This is a genomic window from Pseudomonas sp. UC 17F4 (assembly GCF_900101695.1).
Taxonomy (GTDB): domain Bacteria; phylum Pseudomonadota; class Gammaproteobacteria; order Pseudomonadales; family Pseudomonadaceae; genus Aquipseudomonas.
In genome coordinates, this window is the sequence record NZ_FNKV01000001.1 from 600001 (window position 1) to 617836 (window position 17836).

Genomic DNA, 17836 nt, shown 5'->3' on the forward strand with positions numbered 1-17836 from the left:
CGGATGTCGCCGGCGTCATCCTTGGCCCAGACCACGAACACGTCAGCGATCGGGCTGTTGGTGATCCACATCTTGCTGCCGCTCAGGCGATAGCCACCGTCGACCTTCTTGGCGCGGGTGATCATCGAGCCCGGGTCGGAGCCATGGTCTGGCTCGGTCAGGCCGAAGCAGCCGATCCATTCACCGCTGGCGAGCTTGGGCAGGTACTTCTGCTTGGTCGCCTCAGTACCGAATTCGTTGATCGGCACCATGACCAGCGAGGACTGCACGCTCATCATCGAGCGGTAGCCGGAGTCGATACGCTCCACTTCCCGGGCAATCAGGCCGTAGCACACGTAGTTCAGGCCACTGCCGCCGTACTGCTCGGGAATGGTTGCGCCCAGCAGGCCGACTTCGCCCATCTCGCGGAAGATCGCAGGGTCGGTCTGCTCGTGACGGAAGGCCTCCAGCACGCGCGGGGCCAGCTTGTCCTGGGCGAACTGATAAGCGCTGTCACGCACCATGCGCTCTTCTTCAGTGAGCTGTTGGTCGAGCAACAGCGGGTCGATCCAGTTGAAGCTTGCTTTACCGGCCATGAGCGAATCCTCGAGAAATGGGACCAGAGTTGTTGTGCATTGATCCTAGGCCCGTTCAAGCGACGAGACAAACGAGGATTGCGCATGCTCTTGTGATAATTTCTCACTTCGTAATGGCCGCAAAGGCCTTCTTTACGCCCTATTAGTGAGGTTGATGTACATGCGGCGCAAGATCCCCAGCACAGCGGCCCTGGTCTGCTTCGAGGCCGCCGCCCGCCACGAGAGCTTTACCAAGGCTTCCCAGGAGCTGTCCCTGACCCAGGGCGCCGTATGTCGGCAAATCGCCGGGCTGGAGGAGTTTCTCAATGTCGAACTGTTTCGCCGCTCGCGCCGCGGGGTGAAGCTGACCGAGGCCGGGCTTTCCTATAGCCGCCGGGTCGCCACCCAGCTGGATGCGGTGGAGCGCGACACCTTATCGGTGATGGGCCAGCAGGGCGCCAACGTCATCGAACTGGCAGTGGTGCCGACCTTCGGCACCCAGTGGCTGCTACCCCGGCTCAAGGACTTCCAGCAGCGCCACCCGGAAGTCACGGTCAACCTGACCAACCGCACCCGGCCATTCCTGTTTGCCGATACCAGCTTCGACGCGGCGATCTACTTCGGCGATGCCGACTGGTCGGGTACCGAGTCCCATCGGCTGATGGGCGAGAACCCGGTGCCGGTGTGCAGCCCGGCATTGCTGGCCGGCAACCGGCAACTGAGCCCCGCGCAGATCGCCCAGCTGCCGCTGCTGCAGCAGACCACCCGGCCCTACGCCTGGCGCCAGTGGTTCGACAGCCTGGAAATGAACGTCGCTCGTGACATGACCGGCCCACGCTATGAGCTATTCTCGATGTTGGCACAGGCGGCCATGCACGAGATGGGCGTGGCACTGATTCCGCCCTTCCTGATCCAGCGTGAACTGGCAGAAGGGCGCCTGGTGGTGGCCAGCCCACATGCGCTGTCGAGCATCAAGGCGTATTACCTGATGATCCCCGAGCGCAAGGTGGAGTCGGCTTCGCTGCGCGCCTTCCGCGATTGGCTGGTAGGGGAGGCGGGGCGCTACGCCGCAGCCCATAAGGATGACAGCTACAACCTGACCCCGTAGTCAATAAAACTGAAACCCTACAGATATAAGGAAATGTCGCATTTAGGCCAACTGTTTCAGGCACCCTCTGAAAAGCCCTTAACCCTGCTGTTTATGCGGCCTTCACAGCATAAATCGCGCTTTCAGCCAGGCATTCAGCAAATTCGGCGGAAAATTTTCGAATTTTGCCGTAATCTCCCTGAAGCCCGCGTTTGGCGGGCTCCAGGCCTGTTATTGCGACATTCGGTCACAGGGTGACTTGTAGTTTGATTGCCGTCACCCTTCAAAACTGGTTGAAGCGATTCAGGAATCACCTGCAAAATGCCGCGCCCCGCCTGGATTCGGCGGGATCGTGCTGATCGGCCGCCCCAGCGCACCATCCGCAGTGCGCTGGTTTACCAACAAAAGATCACGCAGGAGAAATGACGTGCACATTGGTGTTCCTCTCGAAACGCAGACGGGCGAAACACGGGTTGCTGCAACCCCGGAAACCATCAAGAAACTGATTGGCCAGGGGCATCAGGTCACCGTCCAGAGCGGCGCCGGCATCAATGCCAGCGTTCCGGACAGTGCCTATGAAGCAGCAGGCGCCACTATTGGCAGCGCTGCCGATGCGTTTGGAGCTCAGCTGGTTCTCAAGGTTGTAGCCCCTGACGATAGCGAACTGGCCCAGATCAAGAGCGGCACCGTGCTGGTGGGTATGCTCAATCCGTTCAACAACGAAACCATCGCCAAGATGGCCGAGCGCGGCATCACCGCCTTTGCCCTTGAAGCGGCGCCGCGTACCTCGCGGGCGCAAAGCCTCGATGTGTTGTCGTCGCAGGCCAACATTGCCGGTTACAAGGCAGTGTTGCTGGCGGCTCACCACTATCCGCGCTTCATGCCGATGCTGATGACCGCTGCCGGTACTGTTAAGGCTGCGCGTGTGCTGATCCTCGGCGCCGGTGTAGCCGGGCTGCAGGCTATCGCCACAGCCAAGCGCCTGGGTGCGGTGATCGAAGCCTCGGACGTGCGTCCGGCGGTGAAGGAGCAGATCGAGTCGCTGGGCGCCAAGTTCATCGATGTCCCTTACGAGACCGATGAAGAGCGCGAGTGCGCCGAAGGTGTCGGCGGCTACGCCCGACCCATGCCGGCCAGCTGGATGCAGCGTCAGGCCCTGGCGGTGCACGAGCGCGCCAAGCAGGCCGATATCGTCATTACCACCGCACTGATCCCTGGCCGCAAGGCTCCGACCTTGCTCAGCGCCGAGACCGTGGCGCAGATGAAACCCGGCTCGGTGGTCATCGACCTCGCCGCAGCCCAGGGTGGCAACTGCCCGCTGACCGTCGCCGACCAGGTGGTGGTGGAGCAGGGCGTGACCATCGTCGGCCCGACCAACCTGCCAGCGCAGGTCGGCGCGGACGCCTCGGCGCTGTATGCACGCAACCTGCTCGACTTTATGAAGCTGCTGTTCGACAAGGACGGCGCGCTGACGATCAACCTCGAAGACGACATCGTCGCCGCGTGCCTGATGTGCCGCGACGGCCAGGTCATCCGCAAGAACGGATAAGGAGCCAGACAATGGAAGACATGCTGATCTCTCACGGCGTCTATAACCTGATCATCTTCGTGCTGGCGATCTATGTCGGTTACCACGTGGTCTGGAACGTCACCCCGGCACTGCACACGCCGTTGATGGCGGTCACCAACGCCATCTCCGCCATCGTCATCGTCGGCGCCATGCTGGCTGCCGCGCTGACCGTCACGCCGCTGGGCAAAACCATGGGCACCCTCGCGGTGGCCCTGGCAGCGGTCAACGTATTCGGCGGTTTCCTCGTCACCCGGCGCATGCTGGAGATGTTCAAGAAGAAAGCCCCAGGCAAGGGCGCAGCGAAGCAAGAGGGGCAGAAGTAAACATGAGCATGAACCTGGTAACACTTCTCTACCTTGTCGCCTCGGTGTGCTTCATCCAGGCACTCAAGGGCCTGTCGCACCCGACTACGTCACGGCGCGGCAACCTGTTCGGCATGCTCGGCATGGCTCTGGCGGTGATCACCACCGTCGGCCTCATCTATAAGCTGGGCGCAGAGCTGGCTACCGACGGCATCGGCTACGTGATTGTCGGTCTGCTGATCGGTGGTACTGCCGGCTCGATCATGGCCAAGCGCGTTGAAATGACCAAGATGCCCGAACTGGTCGCCTTCATGCACAGCATGATCGGCCTGGCCGCGGTGTTCATCGCCATTGCCGCGGTGGTCGAGCCGCAATCGCTGGGCATCGTTGCCAGCATCAGCGACCCGATCCCTACCGGTAACCGCCTTGAGCTATTCCTCGGCGCCGCCATCGGTGCGATCACCTTCTCAGGTTCGGTCATTGCCTTCGGCAAGCTCTCGGGCAAGTACAAGTTCCGCCTGTTCCAGGGCGCACCGGTACAGTTCAGCGGCCAGCACAAGCTGAACCTGGTCCTGGGCCTTGCCACCATTGGCCTGGGCCTGGTGTTCACCTTCACCGGCAGCTACAGCGCTTTCGCCCTGATGCTGATCCTGGCGTTCGTCATGGGCGTTCTGATCATCATCCCGATTGGCGGCGCCGACATGCCGGTGGTGGTGTCGATGCTCAACAGCTACTCGGGCTGGGCGGCAGCCGGTATTGGCTTCTCGCTGAACAACTCAATGCTGATCATCGCTGGCTCCCTGGTCGGTTCGTCTGGTGCGATCCTCTCGTACATCATGTGCAAGGCGATGAACCGTTCGTTCTTCAACGTGATCCTCGGCGGTTTCGGCGGCGCGACAGAAGCGGCCGGCCCGGCCGGTGCCAAGGAAGCCCGTCCGGTGAAATCCGGCTCGGCCGACGACGCCACCTTCCTGCTCAGCAACGCTGACACCGTGATCATCGTCCCCGGCTACGGCCTGGCGGTGGCCCGTGCCCAACACGCGCTGAAAGAGCTGACCGAGAAGCTGACCCACAACGGCGTGACCGTGAAGTACGCGATCCACCCGGTGGCGGGGCGCATGCCCGGGCACATGAACGTACTGCTGGCCGAAGCCGAAGTGCCATACGACCAGGTGTTCGAGATGGACGACATCAACTCCGAGTTCGGCCAGGCCGACGTGGTGCTGGTGCTGGGCGCCAACGACGTGGTCAACCCGGCGGCGAAGAACGATCCGAAGTCGCCAATTGCCGGCATGCCGATCCTCGAGGCGTTCAAGGCCAAGACCATCATCGTCAACAAGCGCTCGATGGCCAGCGGCTACGCCGGCCTGGATAACGAGCTGTTCTACCTGGACAAGACCATGATGGTCTTCGGCGACGCCAAGAAGGTCATCGAAGACATGGTCAAAGCGGTCGAATAAGCCGTTCAAACTGCTGTGACAAATAGCCCCAGCGCGGTACCGGCTGGGGCTTTTTCATGCCCGGCCAGCCGACAGAAGGCTCTATTTCAGGGCTTCGCATTCGACCTTGGTCGCGGGACGAAGCCAGGCGAAAACACTAGACTGCGCATCTAGCTTTAGTAGCCCGAGATAACAATCCATGTACCGTGATCGTATCCGCTTGTCCTCCCTGCACAGCAAGGTAATGAGTGCGGCTGATGCCGCTGGCCTGATCGAGGACGGCATGACCGTCGGCATGAGCGGTTTTACCCGCGCCGGTGAAGCCAAGGCGGTGCCCCATGCACTGGCCGAACGCGCCAAGCAGTCGCCACTGAAAATCAGCCTGATGACCGGCGCAAGCCTGGGCAACGACCTCGACAAGCAACTGACTGAGGCCGGCGTGCTGGCCCGGCGCATGCCGTTCCAGGTCGACAGCACCCTGCGCAAGGCGATCAACGCCGGCGAGGTCATGTTCATTGACCAGCACCTGTCGGAAACCGTCGAGCAGCTACGCAACCAGCAGCTCAAGTTGCCGGACATCGCGGTGATTGAAGCGGTCGCCATCACCGAACAGGGCCACATCGTGCCGACTACCTCGGTGGGCAACTCGGCCAGCTTCGCGATTTTCGCCAAACAGGTGATCGTCGAGATCAACCTGGCGCACAACGCCAACCTGGAAGGCCTGCACGACATCTATATCCCGACCTATCGTCCGACCCGTACGCCGATCCCGCTGGTAAAAGTCGATGACCGCATCGGCAGCACCGCAATCCCGATCGACCCGGCCAAGATCGTCGGCATCGTCATCACCGAGCAGCCGGACTCGCCGTCCACCGTACTGCCGCCAGACGACGAAACCCAAGGCATCGCCAACCACCTGATCAACTTCCTCAAGCAGGAAGTCGACGCCGGGCGCATGACCAACAAGCTCGGCCCGCTGCAAGCCGGTATCGGCAGTATCGCCAACGCGGTGATGTGCGGCCTGATCGACTCGCCGTTCGAAGACCTGACCATGTACTCCGAAGTACTCCAGGACTCGACCTTCGACCTGATCGACGCCGGCAAGCTGAGCTTCGCCTCGGGCAGCTCGATCACCCTGTCGACCCGCCGCAACGCCGACGTCTTCGGTAACCTGGAGCGCTATAAGGACAAACTGGTCCTGCGCCCGCAGGAAATCTCCAACCACCCTGAAGTGGTCCGCCGCCTGGGCATCATCGGCATTAACACCGCGCTTGAATTCGACCTGTACGGCAACGTCAACTCCACCCACGTCTGCGGCACGCGGATGATGAACGGCATCGGTGGCTCGGGCGACTTCGCCCGCAACGCGCACCTGGCGATCTTCGTCACCAAGTCGATTGCCAAGGGCGGGGCGATTTCCAGCGTGGTGCCGATGGTCAGCCACGTCGACCATACCGAGCACGACGTCGATATCCTCGTCACCGAGCAGGGCCTGGCTGACCTGCGCGGCCTGGCGCCACGCGAGCGTGCGCGGGTGATCATCGACAACTGTGTGCACCCGGATTACCGCGAGGCGCTGAACGACTACTTCACCCGCGCCTGCGAACGCGGCGGCCACACCCCGCACATCCTGCGCGAAGCCCTGGCCTGGCACGAAAACCTGGAAGAAACCGGGCGCATGCTCGCCGGCTGACCTGCACAGTGACCGGCCGGTTGTGCGCAATGCCAACCGGTCGGGTAACTGATTTATTTATCCAGACAAAAACTGTTCTACTGTACCGGTGATTTCACCGCCATTTTTCATCCTCTTGCCCCCTCTCTGATCAAAAATGCACCATTTCAGTGCTGACCAGTACAGTTGCGCCTATTCCGAGTGCAACAGTCGTCTAAAACAGTTAACTGGCCCATCACAATGTAGGTGAACTGTATCTACTGTTATGGACGACAGAGGAGGATCATTGGCATCAGTTAAATCACTACCTAATGCCGCCACAAGCGGAAGGATGACATCATGGAACGTACCCTCAGTTCCGATCTGGTTTTCGAAAACACCGCCGAACAATCCAAGGCCTCGCTGCCACTGCGCCTGCTGGCCAACCTGATGCTGTGGCAACGCCGCATTGCCAGCCGCCACCAACTGGCTCGCCTGGACTCGCGTCTGCTGGCTGATGCCGGTATCAGCGAAGCACAACGCTACGAAGAGCTGAGCAAGCCTTTCTGGCGTTAATGCAGGGCTCGCCGGCCAAGGCCGGCACCACGAATTCCCCAAAACCCGTCGCAGGTGACTGCTGACGGGTTTTGTCGTTTAAAGGCCCGGAATAGAGCGGCTGAACAACATACCAGTACAATTTTTAATTTAATTAAATTGACAGGTACAGTTGATAAATCTTGCTACGATCCGGTCCAAGCCGCGGATTACACCCGCGTGATACCCTTAACGTACCCAGCTTGGTAAAAAGTAGCGCAACAAGCTGAGCGTGCGTCTGACATAAGAACCACCAAAAGCCTATCCAGGAGATCGACCATGTTCCATTCACGCTTGTTTGGCGCCGCGCTGCTGCTGGCCCTGGCTTCGACTGCCAACGCCACCAGCTTCGTCGTCACCACCGATACCGTCGTTCGTGGTGTTGCCGCCTCCACCGATGCCACCTCCGATGTGTCGTCCTCGTTCCGTGACGACAAGATCGTCCAGGCCGCCCGTGACGACGCTGCCAGCTTCGTTGCCAGCCACGGTGACATCCGCGGCGCGAAACTGGAGAGCGCTTTCGCCCACATTCGCCAGCAGACCCCAAGCCTGCAGGCCAGCGACGCGCAACTGGCACAGGCCATCCTGGCGCTCTGAAGCCGCTCGTTCCCGGCCGTGCATGTAACAACGTGCAACTAAGCCGGGCCCTCTGCGCTGGTCCTCACCGGCGCATTGGGATAGCCTTTGCCGCCTGATTCAGCTGCCGTTCGAGACCCATGCGTTATCTGTCATTGCTGTTGCTCGTGGTGTGCTGGAGCAGCGCCGCCCAGGCGCTGGACCTGAGCACCAACAACCTTGTCGTCAGTGGTTACGTCACCAGCAAAGTGACGTCGGTGCCCTTCGATCGCAAACTGCTGCTGGCCGCCCATGACGATGCCGCCGCTTTTGTCGCCAGCGATGGCCGATGGCGGGGCGCGCGCCTTGAGGCAGCACTGCAGCAGTTGCGCCAGGCCAACCCGGAACTTCATGCCAGCGACCTTGAACTGGCACAGGCAATTCTCGTCCAATGATTACTTCTGTTCTCCCGGAGATGCTCCATGCGTAACCCGCTGATTGCCGCCACCCTTGGCCTTCTGCTGTTGGCCGATGTGGCCCAGGCACAAACCCTGGTGGCCACCAGCAACATCATCGTTCGCGCCTTTGGACGCTCGATCGACTTCACCTCCGACACCACCACCTCGATTCGCGACTCGAAAGTCGTGCGCGAAGCCCGCGATGATGCCGCCAGCTACGTCGCCAGCCGTGGCGAGATCCGTGGTGCGCAACTCGAAGCCGCCTTCGATACCCTGCGCCAGCGTGTGCCAGAAGCGCGCCAGGCCAGCGACCAGGTGCTGGCTGAAGCCATTCTCGCCCTGTGAAGCCAATGCGTGCCTGGCTGCTGGGCTGCCTGCTGATACTGTGCGGCAGCCCGGCACTGGCCGACCTGCAGTTGGTGCTGCAGGCCGATGGCTTGAGCCCGCAGCAACAGCGGGCCAGCCAGGCATTGCTGGATGAAGCCCTGCAGGCCCTGCCACCGAGCTTCAAGACTCGCCTTGACCGACGTATCCAGGTCAGCTGGAGCAGCCGTATGCCGGCCGATGCCTATGGCCAGGCGTCGCTGGTTTCCACCCTGGAGCTCAACAGCCGCCTGCTGCCGGGCCTTGCCGATGGCAGCGCTGCCACCCAGAAGACCGGCCGCCCCCACGGCACCGTGCGCCAGGAGTTGCTGGCCACCGTCCTGCATGAGCTGACCCACATCTATGATCGCGCCCGTTTGTGGCAGGGTGCCGAGCGACAGCTGATCACCCGTTGCACCCGACAGCAGAACAGCCAGGGCAAAATCGGCCTGCCTGAGCAGTGCCGCGGCCAGACCGAACGCCGCTTTACCCTCAGCGATGATCCGCGACTGCTCGACCTGGCCGGCTGGCCGCAATATGTCGGCCGCCGTGGCGAGCGCGAGCAGCACAACCGCCAGGTGGCGCGCAGCCCCGACAGTTATGAGCTGAGCAGCCCCAAGGAATTCATTGCGGTCAACATGGAGTACTTCCTCCTTGACCCAAGCTTTGCCTGCCGCCGCCCGGCCTTGCAGGCCTACCTGAAAGCCCATTTCGACTGGGCACCCGAACATCCAGCGTGCCCGGGCGCCTTGCCGTTCCTCAATGCCGGCAACGACTTTGCCAAATCGCCGCTGGGCGAGATCGACCCCGAGCGCGTCTACGCGGTGGATTACCTGCTGGCCGAAGCCAATCAGAACTGGGTCAGCCGTTGGGGCCACAGCATGTTGCGCCTGGTCATCTGCGCCCCCGGGCGCCCACGCGGGCCGGACTGCCGCCTGGACCTGGACCAGCACCTGGTGCTGTCGTACCGGGCGTTCGTCAACGACGTGCAGCTGTCGAGCTGGGACGGCTTGACCGGCGCCTATCCGTCGCGGCTGTTCGTCTTGCCACTGGCGCAGGTGATCGACGAGTACACCAAGACCGAACTGCGCAGCCTGGCCTCGATTCCGCTCAAGCTCAACCGCGACGAGCTGGAAAGCCTGGTGCGCCAGGCTGCCGAGATGCACTGGAGCTACGACGGCAACTATTACTTCCTGTCGAACAACTGTGCGGTCGAAACCCTCAAGCTGTTGCGCAGCGGTACTGCCAACCCGCGCCTGAACGACCTGGACAGCATCGTCCCCAATGGCTTGCTCGAAGTGCTCGAAGGCCGCGGCCTGGCAGATGTCAGCGTGCTCGACGACCCACGCGAGGCACTGCGCCTGGGTTACCGCTTCGACTCCTACCGTGACCGCTACCAGGCCATGTTCCTGGTGCTGAAAAAGCAACTGCCGATCAAGCAGGACAGCGTCGAAGCCTGGCTCGAGCAATCGGCCGAGCAGCGCCAGCAGTGGTTTGCCCAGGCCGACCTGCGTACCAGCGCAGCCTTGCTGCTGCTTGAACAAGCGAGCCTGCGCCGCCAATTGCTGCTGGCCCAGGACGAGGTCAAGCAGCGCTACCTGAGCGGGCGCGAGCGCAACGACGCCAGCGTCGGCAAGGCCAACAACACCCTGCAGCAGATTCTCGCCAACAGCGGCTTTCTCAGCCGCCCGGCCGAACTGCTGGGCAGCAGCGGCTACGGTCTGCCCCAGGCCAGCGAGCGCGAGAAACTGCTGAGCGAAACCCGCCAGCGGCAAAAACAGCTGCAAACCCTCAGTGCCGACCTCGACAAAGAGGTGCGGGCCTTGCTCGGCCCGGACCGCGCCGCGCAAATCAAAGCGGTCGAGGCCAACATCAAGCAGGTCGGCGAGCACCTGCGCGCATTGCACAAAGCCGCAGGCGGGCTGCAATTGCCCTGAGCCGGTGGTTGACTTTGTAACTGTCTGTGCCACTATTTCGCCGCTATAAAAATGGCGTTTTGATGCCATTTTGCTAGATGAAGGCCTCGCTTCGGGGCCTCTCGCAAAATCTCTTTCTATCGACGTGACAGCCTGGCTGTGAAGGGCAGGGCTGCGCACGAACGACCGTTGGCATGGTGGGATTATATGGACGTAGTCGGAGACGACCGCGAGTACGAGTGGTCGCTGGATGGGCAACGCTGGTTGCAGGATGCCCACGGCAGGTTCTCCCTGACCCACGTCGCTGGCAAGGCGCTGGAAGGCGATCAGCCTGACCTGGATTTCCTCGTCGGGGCGCAGCAGGCGCCTGACGGGCAGTCCTGGCTGCCGGCCAGCTTCCGCCATTGCCCGCAGACCGGCGCGCCCCTTGAACCTGTTCGTTACGCTCCCCAGCAGCGCTGGTTGCCACCTTATGGCAACGGTAGCGGCCGACGGGTGGTGGAGGGCAGTTGCAAGCTCGATGCTGCCGAGCAGACTGTCGCCGCCGTGTACCAGCGCCTTGATCGCGCCAGCCCGCGCAACCTCAATGCCGCGCGCAAGTTCGACCAGTTGCCGCGCAGCAACGGTTTGAATTTCCTCGTCGCCAACCTCGGCGGCCATCGCGAAGCGCTGTTTGCGCTGGCGCGCGATGGCAGCCTGTTCCGCTGGCAGCGCAAGGCCGAAGAATGGGTCGGAGTGCTGCCGCACAGCACCCCGATCGGTCGCTGCAGCCTGCAAAGCTGGGCCTGGGGCGTGAGCCTGCGCGAGCAGGGCAGCCAGCAATGCCTGCTGCTAGCCTGTGATGAAGGCGCCACCGAAGTGCGCGTCGATCCGCTCGCTGGCCGCTACCACCTGGAGCGCTGCCCTGGCCGCGCTATCGCCGCCCCCGGCGAACTTGAAGAGCAGGTGCTGATTCCCCAGCAGATGCCCGATGGCAGCTTCTGCGTGGTCGCCCGCCAGAATGATCAGTGGCTCGCACACCCGATTGCCCTGGCCAATCCGCAACACCTGCACAATCTCTCGGCGCCGCTGCGCGACCCGGCCTCGCGGCGCCTGCTGTGGATCGGCGCCCACGGCTACTTGAGCGTCAAGCTCGGTGAAAGCCTCGAAGCCCAATGGCTGAGCTGGCCGCCCGGCGCCCAGGCGCGCCCCGAATATGGCCCGCCGTTCGTCAATGGCTACGGCATCTGGCAGCAACTGTTCGAAGGCAGCGAGCAGTACTGCCTGCGCCTGGACTCCGACGAGCGCAAGGAAGTCAAAGGCTCGCGCCTGAGCACCGGGCAGCTGAACTACATGTTCAACGTGCGCCTGGACGCCCCGTGGGGTGAACACGACGTCGACAACAACCCCGCCGACCGCGAAGTGGTGTACCCGTTCATCGAGTTCAGCGACAACCCGCACCTGCTGTCGTGCCGGGTGCGCTGGCCCTCGAGCCTGCAGCAGTTCTTCGGCAATGAGCAGCCCGTCGAGACCGAGTACTGCCTTGAGCGCATCGGCCAGCCGGCCTTGAGCCTGCTGCTGAAGGTGGCGCAACCGTGGAACGCGCAGTGGTTCTGCTACGACAACGCCCTGTGGCTGTACATCGATTCGACTGGAGCGCTTTACCGATGGAACGCCTGAACCGCCTGCTACGCCACAGCCTGCTGCTCGTCCTGAGCCTGGTCTGCATAAGCGCCCATGCGGCGCCACTGCGCCAGGTGTTGCTGGTACAGAACTCCGGCTGGATGGAGCCGTTCTACCTCGACCCGGCCTCGGGCTTCAAACCGCTGGTCACGCAACTGGCGGCCAGCGCCGCCGGCAGCGGCGAAGTGGTAATTGGTGCCTTCAACCAGGCCGACAGCAGCCACCCCTCGCCGCAATGGACCTACCGCGGGCCAGGCACCCACGCCAAGCTCGCCGACAGCGTCAATGCCCTGAGCCTGGCCCGCAAGGCCAGCGGCGCCTATGCCGATACCGATTTCAAGGAAGCCTTGCTGGCGGCGATCAACACCGGCCTGGAAGGGCGCGAAGGCATCATCTGGATCGTCACCAACAACAAGAACAGCCCCAACAACAGTAACGAAACCCAGCTCAAGAACCGCGAGTTCTACGACCTGCTGCACAAGGAAGCAGTGATCAGCCGCATCGCCGCCTTCCCGCAGAAGATGCCGGTCAAAAGCAGCAATTTCGAGGCTAACGGCCTGATGATCTACGCCCTGGCCTATGGCGCCAACGCCGGTGCCGCGCTCGAGCAGGTGCTGGCCCAGCCGGCCCTGGCAACACTGCTCAAAGACGCCGGGGTGCGCCTCAAGCCACTGACCCAGGCGGCCGTGCGCTTTATTCCGACCGGGGTAAAAGACACCCCGGACGTCAGCGCCGAGCTCGCACCCGACCAGCAAACCGTGGCGCTCAACATCGATGTCGACGGCTCGCCGAAAACCGCGGTGCTGCTAGGCCGCTTCGAGAACCAGTTCAACCCCTACCAGATCCACTCAGCCAAGGTCGCGATGAGCCTCGATATGCCGGGCGAAGCCCTGCAGTCGTCGATCTCCCTGGACCGCATCGAAAACCTCGAGCCAGGCGCCCGCTCCGAAGAGCTGTCGATCAGCCTGCAATTGCCACCGCTGCCTTCGCAGTGGTCCAGCGAAGTGCTGCTGTCCAGCGGCTACCAGCGTGCCGGCGCCATCGAAGTGCGCCTGAGCGAACAGCAGTTGCAGATTTCCCAGCAGTTCATCGAGCGCATGAACGAACTGTTCCCCAACGATGCCTTGCCGGACGTGTTCCTGCCCTCCAGCGAGGCCAGCGCCTCGGCTACCCGCCTGCCGATCGTGTTGCAGATCAGCTACCCGCTGGGCCCGGTGCTGCTGTTGCTGGCCCTGTTCGTGTTCGCCTTGTTCGGCCTGCTGCTGGCCAAGAGCCTGGTCGGCGGCAAGAAGCCGGTCACGGTCATGGTCGAAGGCGTGGCCCAGCAGTACCCGCTCAAGCCGTTCAGCAGCGCCAGCGTCTACGACGCCCGGCAGAACAAAGTCGCGACGGTAAAGCGCGGCCTGTTCGGCGCCACCCTTGAAAAGCTCGCCGCCGACGTCGCCGTGCGCCTCAAATAACCTTAGGACCCTGTCATGACCCAAACCAGCTCCCTGCCAGCCCCAGTAGAAAACGAAGCCGCTCCGGCCACCAGCACCTCCACCCTGAGCGTGCCGACGCCAGTGCTGGACCTGGGCCCGAAAAAAGTCGACAGCCGCGATGCCCTGGTCGGCGTGGCCGTGTTGGTGGTGCTGGCGTTGATCTTCTTCGTGATCAAGAATGCCTACGCCAACTGGCGCGTGCGTGAGCGCGTGGCGCCAAGCCGTGCCAACGCGTCTGGCTGGTTCCTGTTCCTCGGCCTGCTGCTGGTTTCGGCCATGGCGGTGCTGGCAGTAATCAACTCCGGGCAGTTCCTGACCCCGCTGTACCTGGCGCCACTGGCTGGCGTGGCCGGCATTTCGCTGGTGGCCTGGCTGATGACCTTCTCGGCCAAACGCTGAGCCAGGCTTGCTGCGCCCGCGTCAGGCCAGGCCTGACGCTTCAACCGATGATGGATTTAGTACGCCGAGCTGACTCGGCCAGCCCAGCCAGGGCTCATGGAGTTTGAAGATGAACGAGAATGCACAACCTTCCGGCCCGGCGGCGCTGAACGCGGTCAGCGAGAAGATCCACCCGACGCTGTTCATCGCCCTGGGCGGTACCGGCATGAAGGTGAACATCCGCCTGCGCCGGCGCATTCTCAATGCGATCTGGGGCGGCAACAACCAGGTTCAGCAGATTGCCGATTTCCCCCTGGTACAGTTCGTCAACTTCGACCTGGATGCCGGCGAAGTCACTCAGGACGGCAAGTCGATCAAGACCGACGTGCTCGCCGAGCAGGTCGCCTTCACCTCCGAAGAAAAGATCATCGAGCCGCTCAACCTGAGCAAGTACACCCACTCGATGGACGAGCTCAACCGCCACCGGGAAGTGGCCGAGTGGTTCCCGCTGACCCCGGACAAGATCCGCGCCCTGGGTATCGACCCGTCCAAGGGTGCCGGGCAGATCCGCGCGCTGTCGCGCCTGTACTTCTACGACAAGTACCCGGTGATCCGCGACAAGCTGCGCGACAAGGTCAACCGCCTGCTGGCCAACATCGGTGGCCATGCCGACAAGCTGAAAAAGCTCGGCCTGGAAATCGACCCGGGCAAGATCCGCATCGTCATCAGCGGTTCGGCCGCCGGCGGCACCGGTTCCGGCTCGTTCCTCGACATGGGTTACCTGGCCAAGGCGATCCTCAAGGAGAACAACATTGCCGGCAAGGTCGACCTGTTCTTCGTCCTCCCCGGCGGCTTCCATGCCTTCAACACCGAGCGCGTGCAGGCCAACGGCTACGCAGCACTGATGGAGCTGGAAACCAGCATGCGCGGCAACCGCCTGGTCAAGCACTGGGACGCAACCGACAACCTGTTCATCGACAGCCGTCCGTACGACGACGTCTACATCGTCGACAACAGCAACGTCGCCCAGGCCAAGACCAGTGACCAGGAAGACATCTACGAGATGCTGTCGGACGTGCTGTTCACCGACTTCACCTCCCAGGACTTCGCCAACAAGAAGCGCTCGATCGCAGTCAACCAGAACCAGCACAAGATCCGCTCCTACACCGTGCGCCTGCCGCAGGACTACGGCGACGATACCGAGCTGCGCTTCCCGTGCTCGTACTCCGCGCTGGGCCAGGCGGTGCTCGACACCCAGATCGATGCACGGCAGAACGTGCGCCTGAGCCGTCAGGTGCAGCAGATGCTCAAGGCCTTCTTCGGCATCGCCAACGCCGCCGCCAACGACAACCGGCCAACCGACCGCGAGCGCGATGACTTTTTGCGCGAACAACTGAACGTCACTGCGCGCACCTTCACCGAGCTGCCGGACTTCCTTTCCAAGGTCGAGCTGACCCTGGCCACCGGTGAGTTCACCCACTATCAGGTGGCTGACGACCTGCTGCTGGTCGAGGGCGACAACAGCGTCACCGCGCAGATCGAGCAAAAGGTCGAGATGCTCTTCGAGCGCCTGCAAAATGGCGGCGCCGACAAGGACCAGTGGCTGACCCACGTGCGTGAAATCCAGCAGCAGCTGGAGCGCGACACCAAGGGCAGCAACATCGACAGCGCCGAACGCAACCACGAAGTGCGCATCAAGGAAAACCGCCAGCGCCGCCTGGCCGAACTGGTACGCGAAGACGCCCTGCCGGAAAAACTCTTCCGGCGCCTGGACGACGATGAGCGTGGCGGCCTGGATTACACCCTGGCGCTGGTCGAGATGCTCAAGGACCGCCTCGAAAACGAAGGCAGCGGGATCATCCCGGCGCTGGAAAAGAACGCCGCGCGCTTCAAGGAACTGGCCGAGAAGCTGGAGTCCTCGGAGCTGGCCCGCGAGTTCGAACGCCTCAAGGAAACCACCGGCGGCGGCCTGATGGCCCGCCTGAGCGGCAAGGACAAACAGGCCGAGACCGTACTCACCCAGGTCAAGGACACCTTGCGCGACAGCCTGCTGTTCTACGTGCGCCATGTCGCTGCCCGTGAAGCGGCGCAACTGCTGCGCGAGCTGTCCGAGTGGCTGGGCCGCAAGGAGTCGGTCGACCACAGCGGCCGTGCAGTATGGAACGGCTTCGTTGGCCGCCTGCAGGACGGACGCAATGCGGTTGACCAGCTGTTGCGCCGGATCGAAACCGATATCAGCAAGATCGACGCCAGCATCAAGGAAAAACACGCCACCCTGATCCCGCTGGCGCTGGTGCAAAGCAGCGAGGAACAGGTCGTCGATGGCGCCCAGGTGCGCGAATGGGCCAAGGACGCCTTCAAGGACTTTGGCGGCTCCAAGGTGCTGTTCGGCAAACTGCAGGACGAAGAGGGCCAGGAAGAATTGCTGGGCAAACTGCGCAGCAAGGCCGTGCAGCAGTTGCCCAAGCAAAACCAGGGCATCGACCCGCTGCTCAGCGCCCTGGCCGCGCTGACCCCGGACGAACAGCGGGAAAAATTCCGTCAGCTACTGCAACGGGCCATGCCTTGGGCGCCGCTGAACCTCACCGGCGGCTTCGGCATCGTCAAGGACCGCTACACCTGCCTGGTGGGCGTGCAGGATGCCAACGAATTCAAGCGCACCTACGGCGCCATGCTCGCCCAGTGCCTGCCGCAGGGCACCGGCATGACTGCCGGGCAGATCCAGTTCGTCGAGTCCGGCACCCCGGGCAAGCTGATCTGCTTCACTGAGCTGAGCGGCTTCCCGCTGCCGGCCCTGACCCCGCTGCCGACCTACCTGGCCAGCTACCGCAAGGAAAGCACGACGATTCCGCTGCACAGCCACAAGCGTATCAGCCAGTTCGTACAGCCGATCCAGTTCACCCAGGAGCAGTACCGCCAGTTCGCCGAAGACTTCAAGCTGTACCTGCACGCGGTGGCCGTTGGGGTGTTGCGGCGCAACCCGTCGGAACGTTACGAGCTGATGATCGACCAGGACTACTTCAGCATCGGTGACGAGTTCGCGATCCGTCAGAACGGTCTGAACCAGGTGCAACGCAAAGACATCGAGGACCAGTTGCGCCAGCGTTACGAGCAACTGCGCAGCCCGCAGCAGCTGGCGGCCATGGTCGCGCTGTTCGAAGACCTGCGCCGCGGCGCCTACAAGCCGCAGATGCGCCAGAACGAGCTTGGGGTGTCGTCGCTGTACCAGACCTTCCCGTACAAGATCGCTGAGCTGCTGAAGAACGAGTACGACAACCGCCTCAAGCGCCAGGCCCCGGATACCGCGGAACGCCTGGTAGAGCAGGCGCGAGCGCTGCTGGAGCAATTCGCCGAACCGGTCAACGGCTCACGCGCCGACGTCTATCGCGACGAAGTGCATGACGAGCACAGCGAAAAACGCACCCTGCGCAAGGAGTGCTTCAGCAGCGGCTGGCTCGACGCGCTGTTCCTGCCGGCCGCCAGCGCCGCACCGGCACCGATGCCGGGCATGGCTGCGCCACCGCCAGGTGTTGCCGGTATCGCGCCGCCACCGGTGGTTACGCCGCAGTTCAGCTATCACCTGAGCGTGGCTGGCAGCAACTACGGCCCGTACACCAGCAGCCAGCTGCAACAGTATGTGCAAACCGGCCAGATCACCCGCGACAGCCTGCTGTGGCGCGAAGGCATGGCTGCCTGGCTGAGCGCCGGGCAGATCCTCGAACTTGCCCATCTGTTTGCCCCGGCCCCTGCTGCGGCGCCGCCGGTAGGCACGCCACCGCCCGTCGCGCCGATGGCGCCACCGCCTGTGAACTGAGGAAGGCCTGAG

The 17836-nt window shown here is 62.9% G+C and carries 15 protein-coding genes (1 of these 15 cut by a window edge); 14 read left to right on the forward strand and 1 reads right to left on the reverse strand.

Features of this window, described 5'->3' with window-relative positions; translation table 11 throughout:
- On the reverse strand, positions 1-575 hold the 5' portion of the coding sequence (locus BLR26_RS02620; RefSeq protein WP_045200593.1) for an acyl-CoA dehydrogenase. It extends 607 nt beyond the left edge of the window; the window shows 575 of its 1182 coding nt (coding positions 1-575); the start codon lies at positions 573-575; its stop codon lies off the left edge, out of view.
- Positions 576-735: 160 nt separating this feature from the next.
- Between BLR26_RS02620 and BLR26_RS02625 the strand changes: the two genes are divergently transcribed.
- From BLR26_RS02625 to BLR26_RS02690, 14 genes are all read left to right on the forward strand, one after another.
- Positions 736-1662, forward strand: a complete 927-nt coding sequence (locus BLR26_RS02625) for a LysR family transcriptional regulator (RefSeq protein ID WP_093387226.1) — start codon at positions 736-738, stop codon at positions 1660-1662.
- Between the two features lie 406 nt (positions 1663-2068).
- Entirely contained in the window at positions 2069-3190 is a 1122-nt protein-coding gene (locus BLR26_RS02630) for a Re/Si-specific NAD(P)(+) transhydrogenase subunit alpha (protein ID WP_010222584.1), read from the forward strand.
- An 11-nt stretch (positions 3191-3201) separates the two neighbouring features.
- A complete protein-coding gene (locus tag BLR26_RS02635; RefSeq protein ID WP_038997786.1) occupies positions 3202-3534 on the forward strand; it encodes an NAD(P) transhydrogenase subunit alpha part 2 in 333 nt (110 codons plus the stop codon).
- A gap of 2 nt (positions 3535-3536) precedes the next feature.
- The gene (locus BLR26_RS02640) at positions 3537-4973 is read left to right on the forward strand and encodes an NAD(P)(+) transhydrogenase (Re/Si-specific) subunit beta (RefSeq protein ID WP_045200595.1); all 1437 of its coding nucleotides are present in this window, start codon (positions 3537-3539) and stop codon (positions 4971-4973) included.
- Positions 4974-5151: 178 nt separating this feature from the next.
- Positions 5152-6645 carry an acetyl-CoA hydrolase/transferase family protein gene (locus tag BLR26_RS02645; protein WP_045200596.1) on the forward strand — a complete coding sequence of 498 codons (1494 nt, stop codon included), beginning with the start codon at positions 5152-5154 and terminating at the stop codon, positions 6643-6645.
- A gap of 318 nt (positions 6646-6963) precedes the next feature.
- Positions 6964-7179, forward strand: a complete 216-nt coding sequence (locus BLR26_RS02650; RefSeq protein ID WP_010222590.1) for a DUF1127 domain-containing protein — start codon at positions 6964-6966, stop codon at positions 7177-7179.
- Between the two features lie 297 nt (positions 7180-7476).
- On the forward strand, positions 7477-7794 hold the full coding sequence (locus tag BLR26_RS02655) for a DUF2388 domain-containing protein (protein WP_045200598.1): 318 nt from the start codon (positions 7477-7479) through the stop codon (positions 7792-7794).
- Positions 7795-7913: 119 nt separating this feature from the next.
- Positions 7914-8207 carry a DUF2388 domain-containing protein gene (locus tag BLR26_RS02660; protein WP_093377526.1) on the forward strand — a complete coding sequence of 98 codons (294 nt, stop codon included), beginning with the start codon at positions 7914-7916 and terminating at the stop codon, positions 8205-8207.
- Positions 8208-8234: 27 nt separating this feature from the next.
- The gene (locus BLR26_RS02665; RefSeq protein WP_010222593.1) at positions 8235-8555 is read left to right on the forward strand and encodes a DUF2388 domain-containing protein; all 321 of its coding nucleotides are present in this window, start codon (positions 8235-8237) and stop codon (positions 8553-8555) included.
- Entirely contained in the window at positions 8552-10510 is a 1959-nt protein-coding gene (locus BLR26_RS02670; RefSeq protein WP_093377531.1) for a DUF7844 domain-containing protein, read from the forward strand. The genes BLR26_RS02665 and BLR26_RS02670 overlap by 4 nt, the downstream gene beginning before the upstream one ends.
- A 186-nt stretch (positions 10511-10696) precedes the next feature.
- Positions 10697-12148, forward strand: coding sequence for a hypothetical protein (locus BLR26_RS02675; protein WP_093377535.1), 1452 nt, complete (start codon positions 10697-10699; stop codon positions 12146-12148).
- On the forward strand, positions 12136-13611 hold the full coding sequence (locus BLR26_RS02680) for a hypothetical protein (protein WP_093377540.1): 1476 nt from the start codon (positions 12136-12138) through the stop codon (positions 13609-13611). Before BLR26_RS02675 ends, BLR26_RS02680 begins: the two co-directional genes overlap by 13 nt.
- Before the next feature lie 15 nt (positions 13612-13626).
- Positions 13627-14031: a hypothetical protein gene (locus BLR26_RS02685; RefSeq protein ID WP_045200613.1), complete on the forward strand. Its 405-nt coding sequence runs from the start codon at positions 13627-13629 to the stop codon at positions 14029-14031.
- 109 nt (positions 14032-14140) lie between these two features.
- Positions 14141-17824, forward strand: a complete 3684-nt coding sequence (locus BLR26_RS02690) for a tubulin-like doman-containing protein (protein WP_093377545.1) — start codon at positions 14141-14143, stop codon at positions 17822-17824.
- Positions 17825-17836 lie beyond the last annotated feature (12 nt).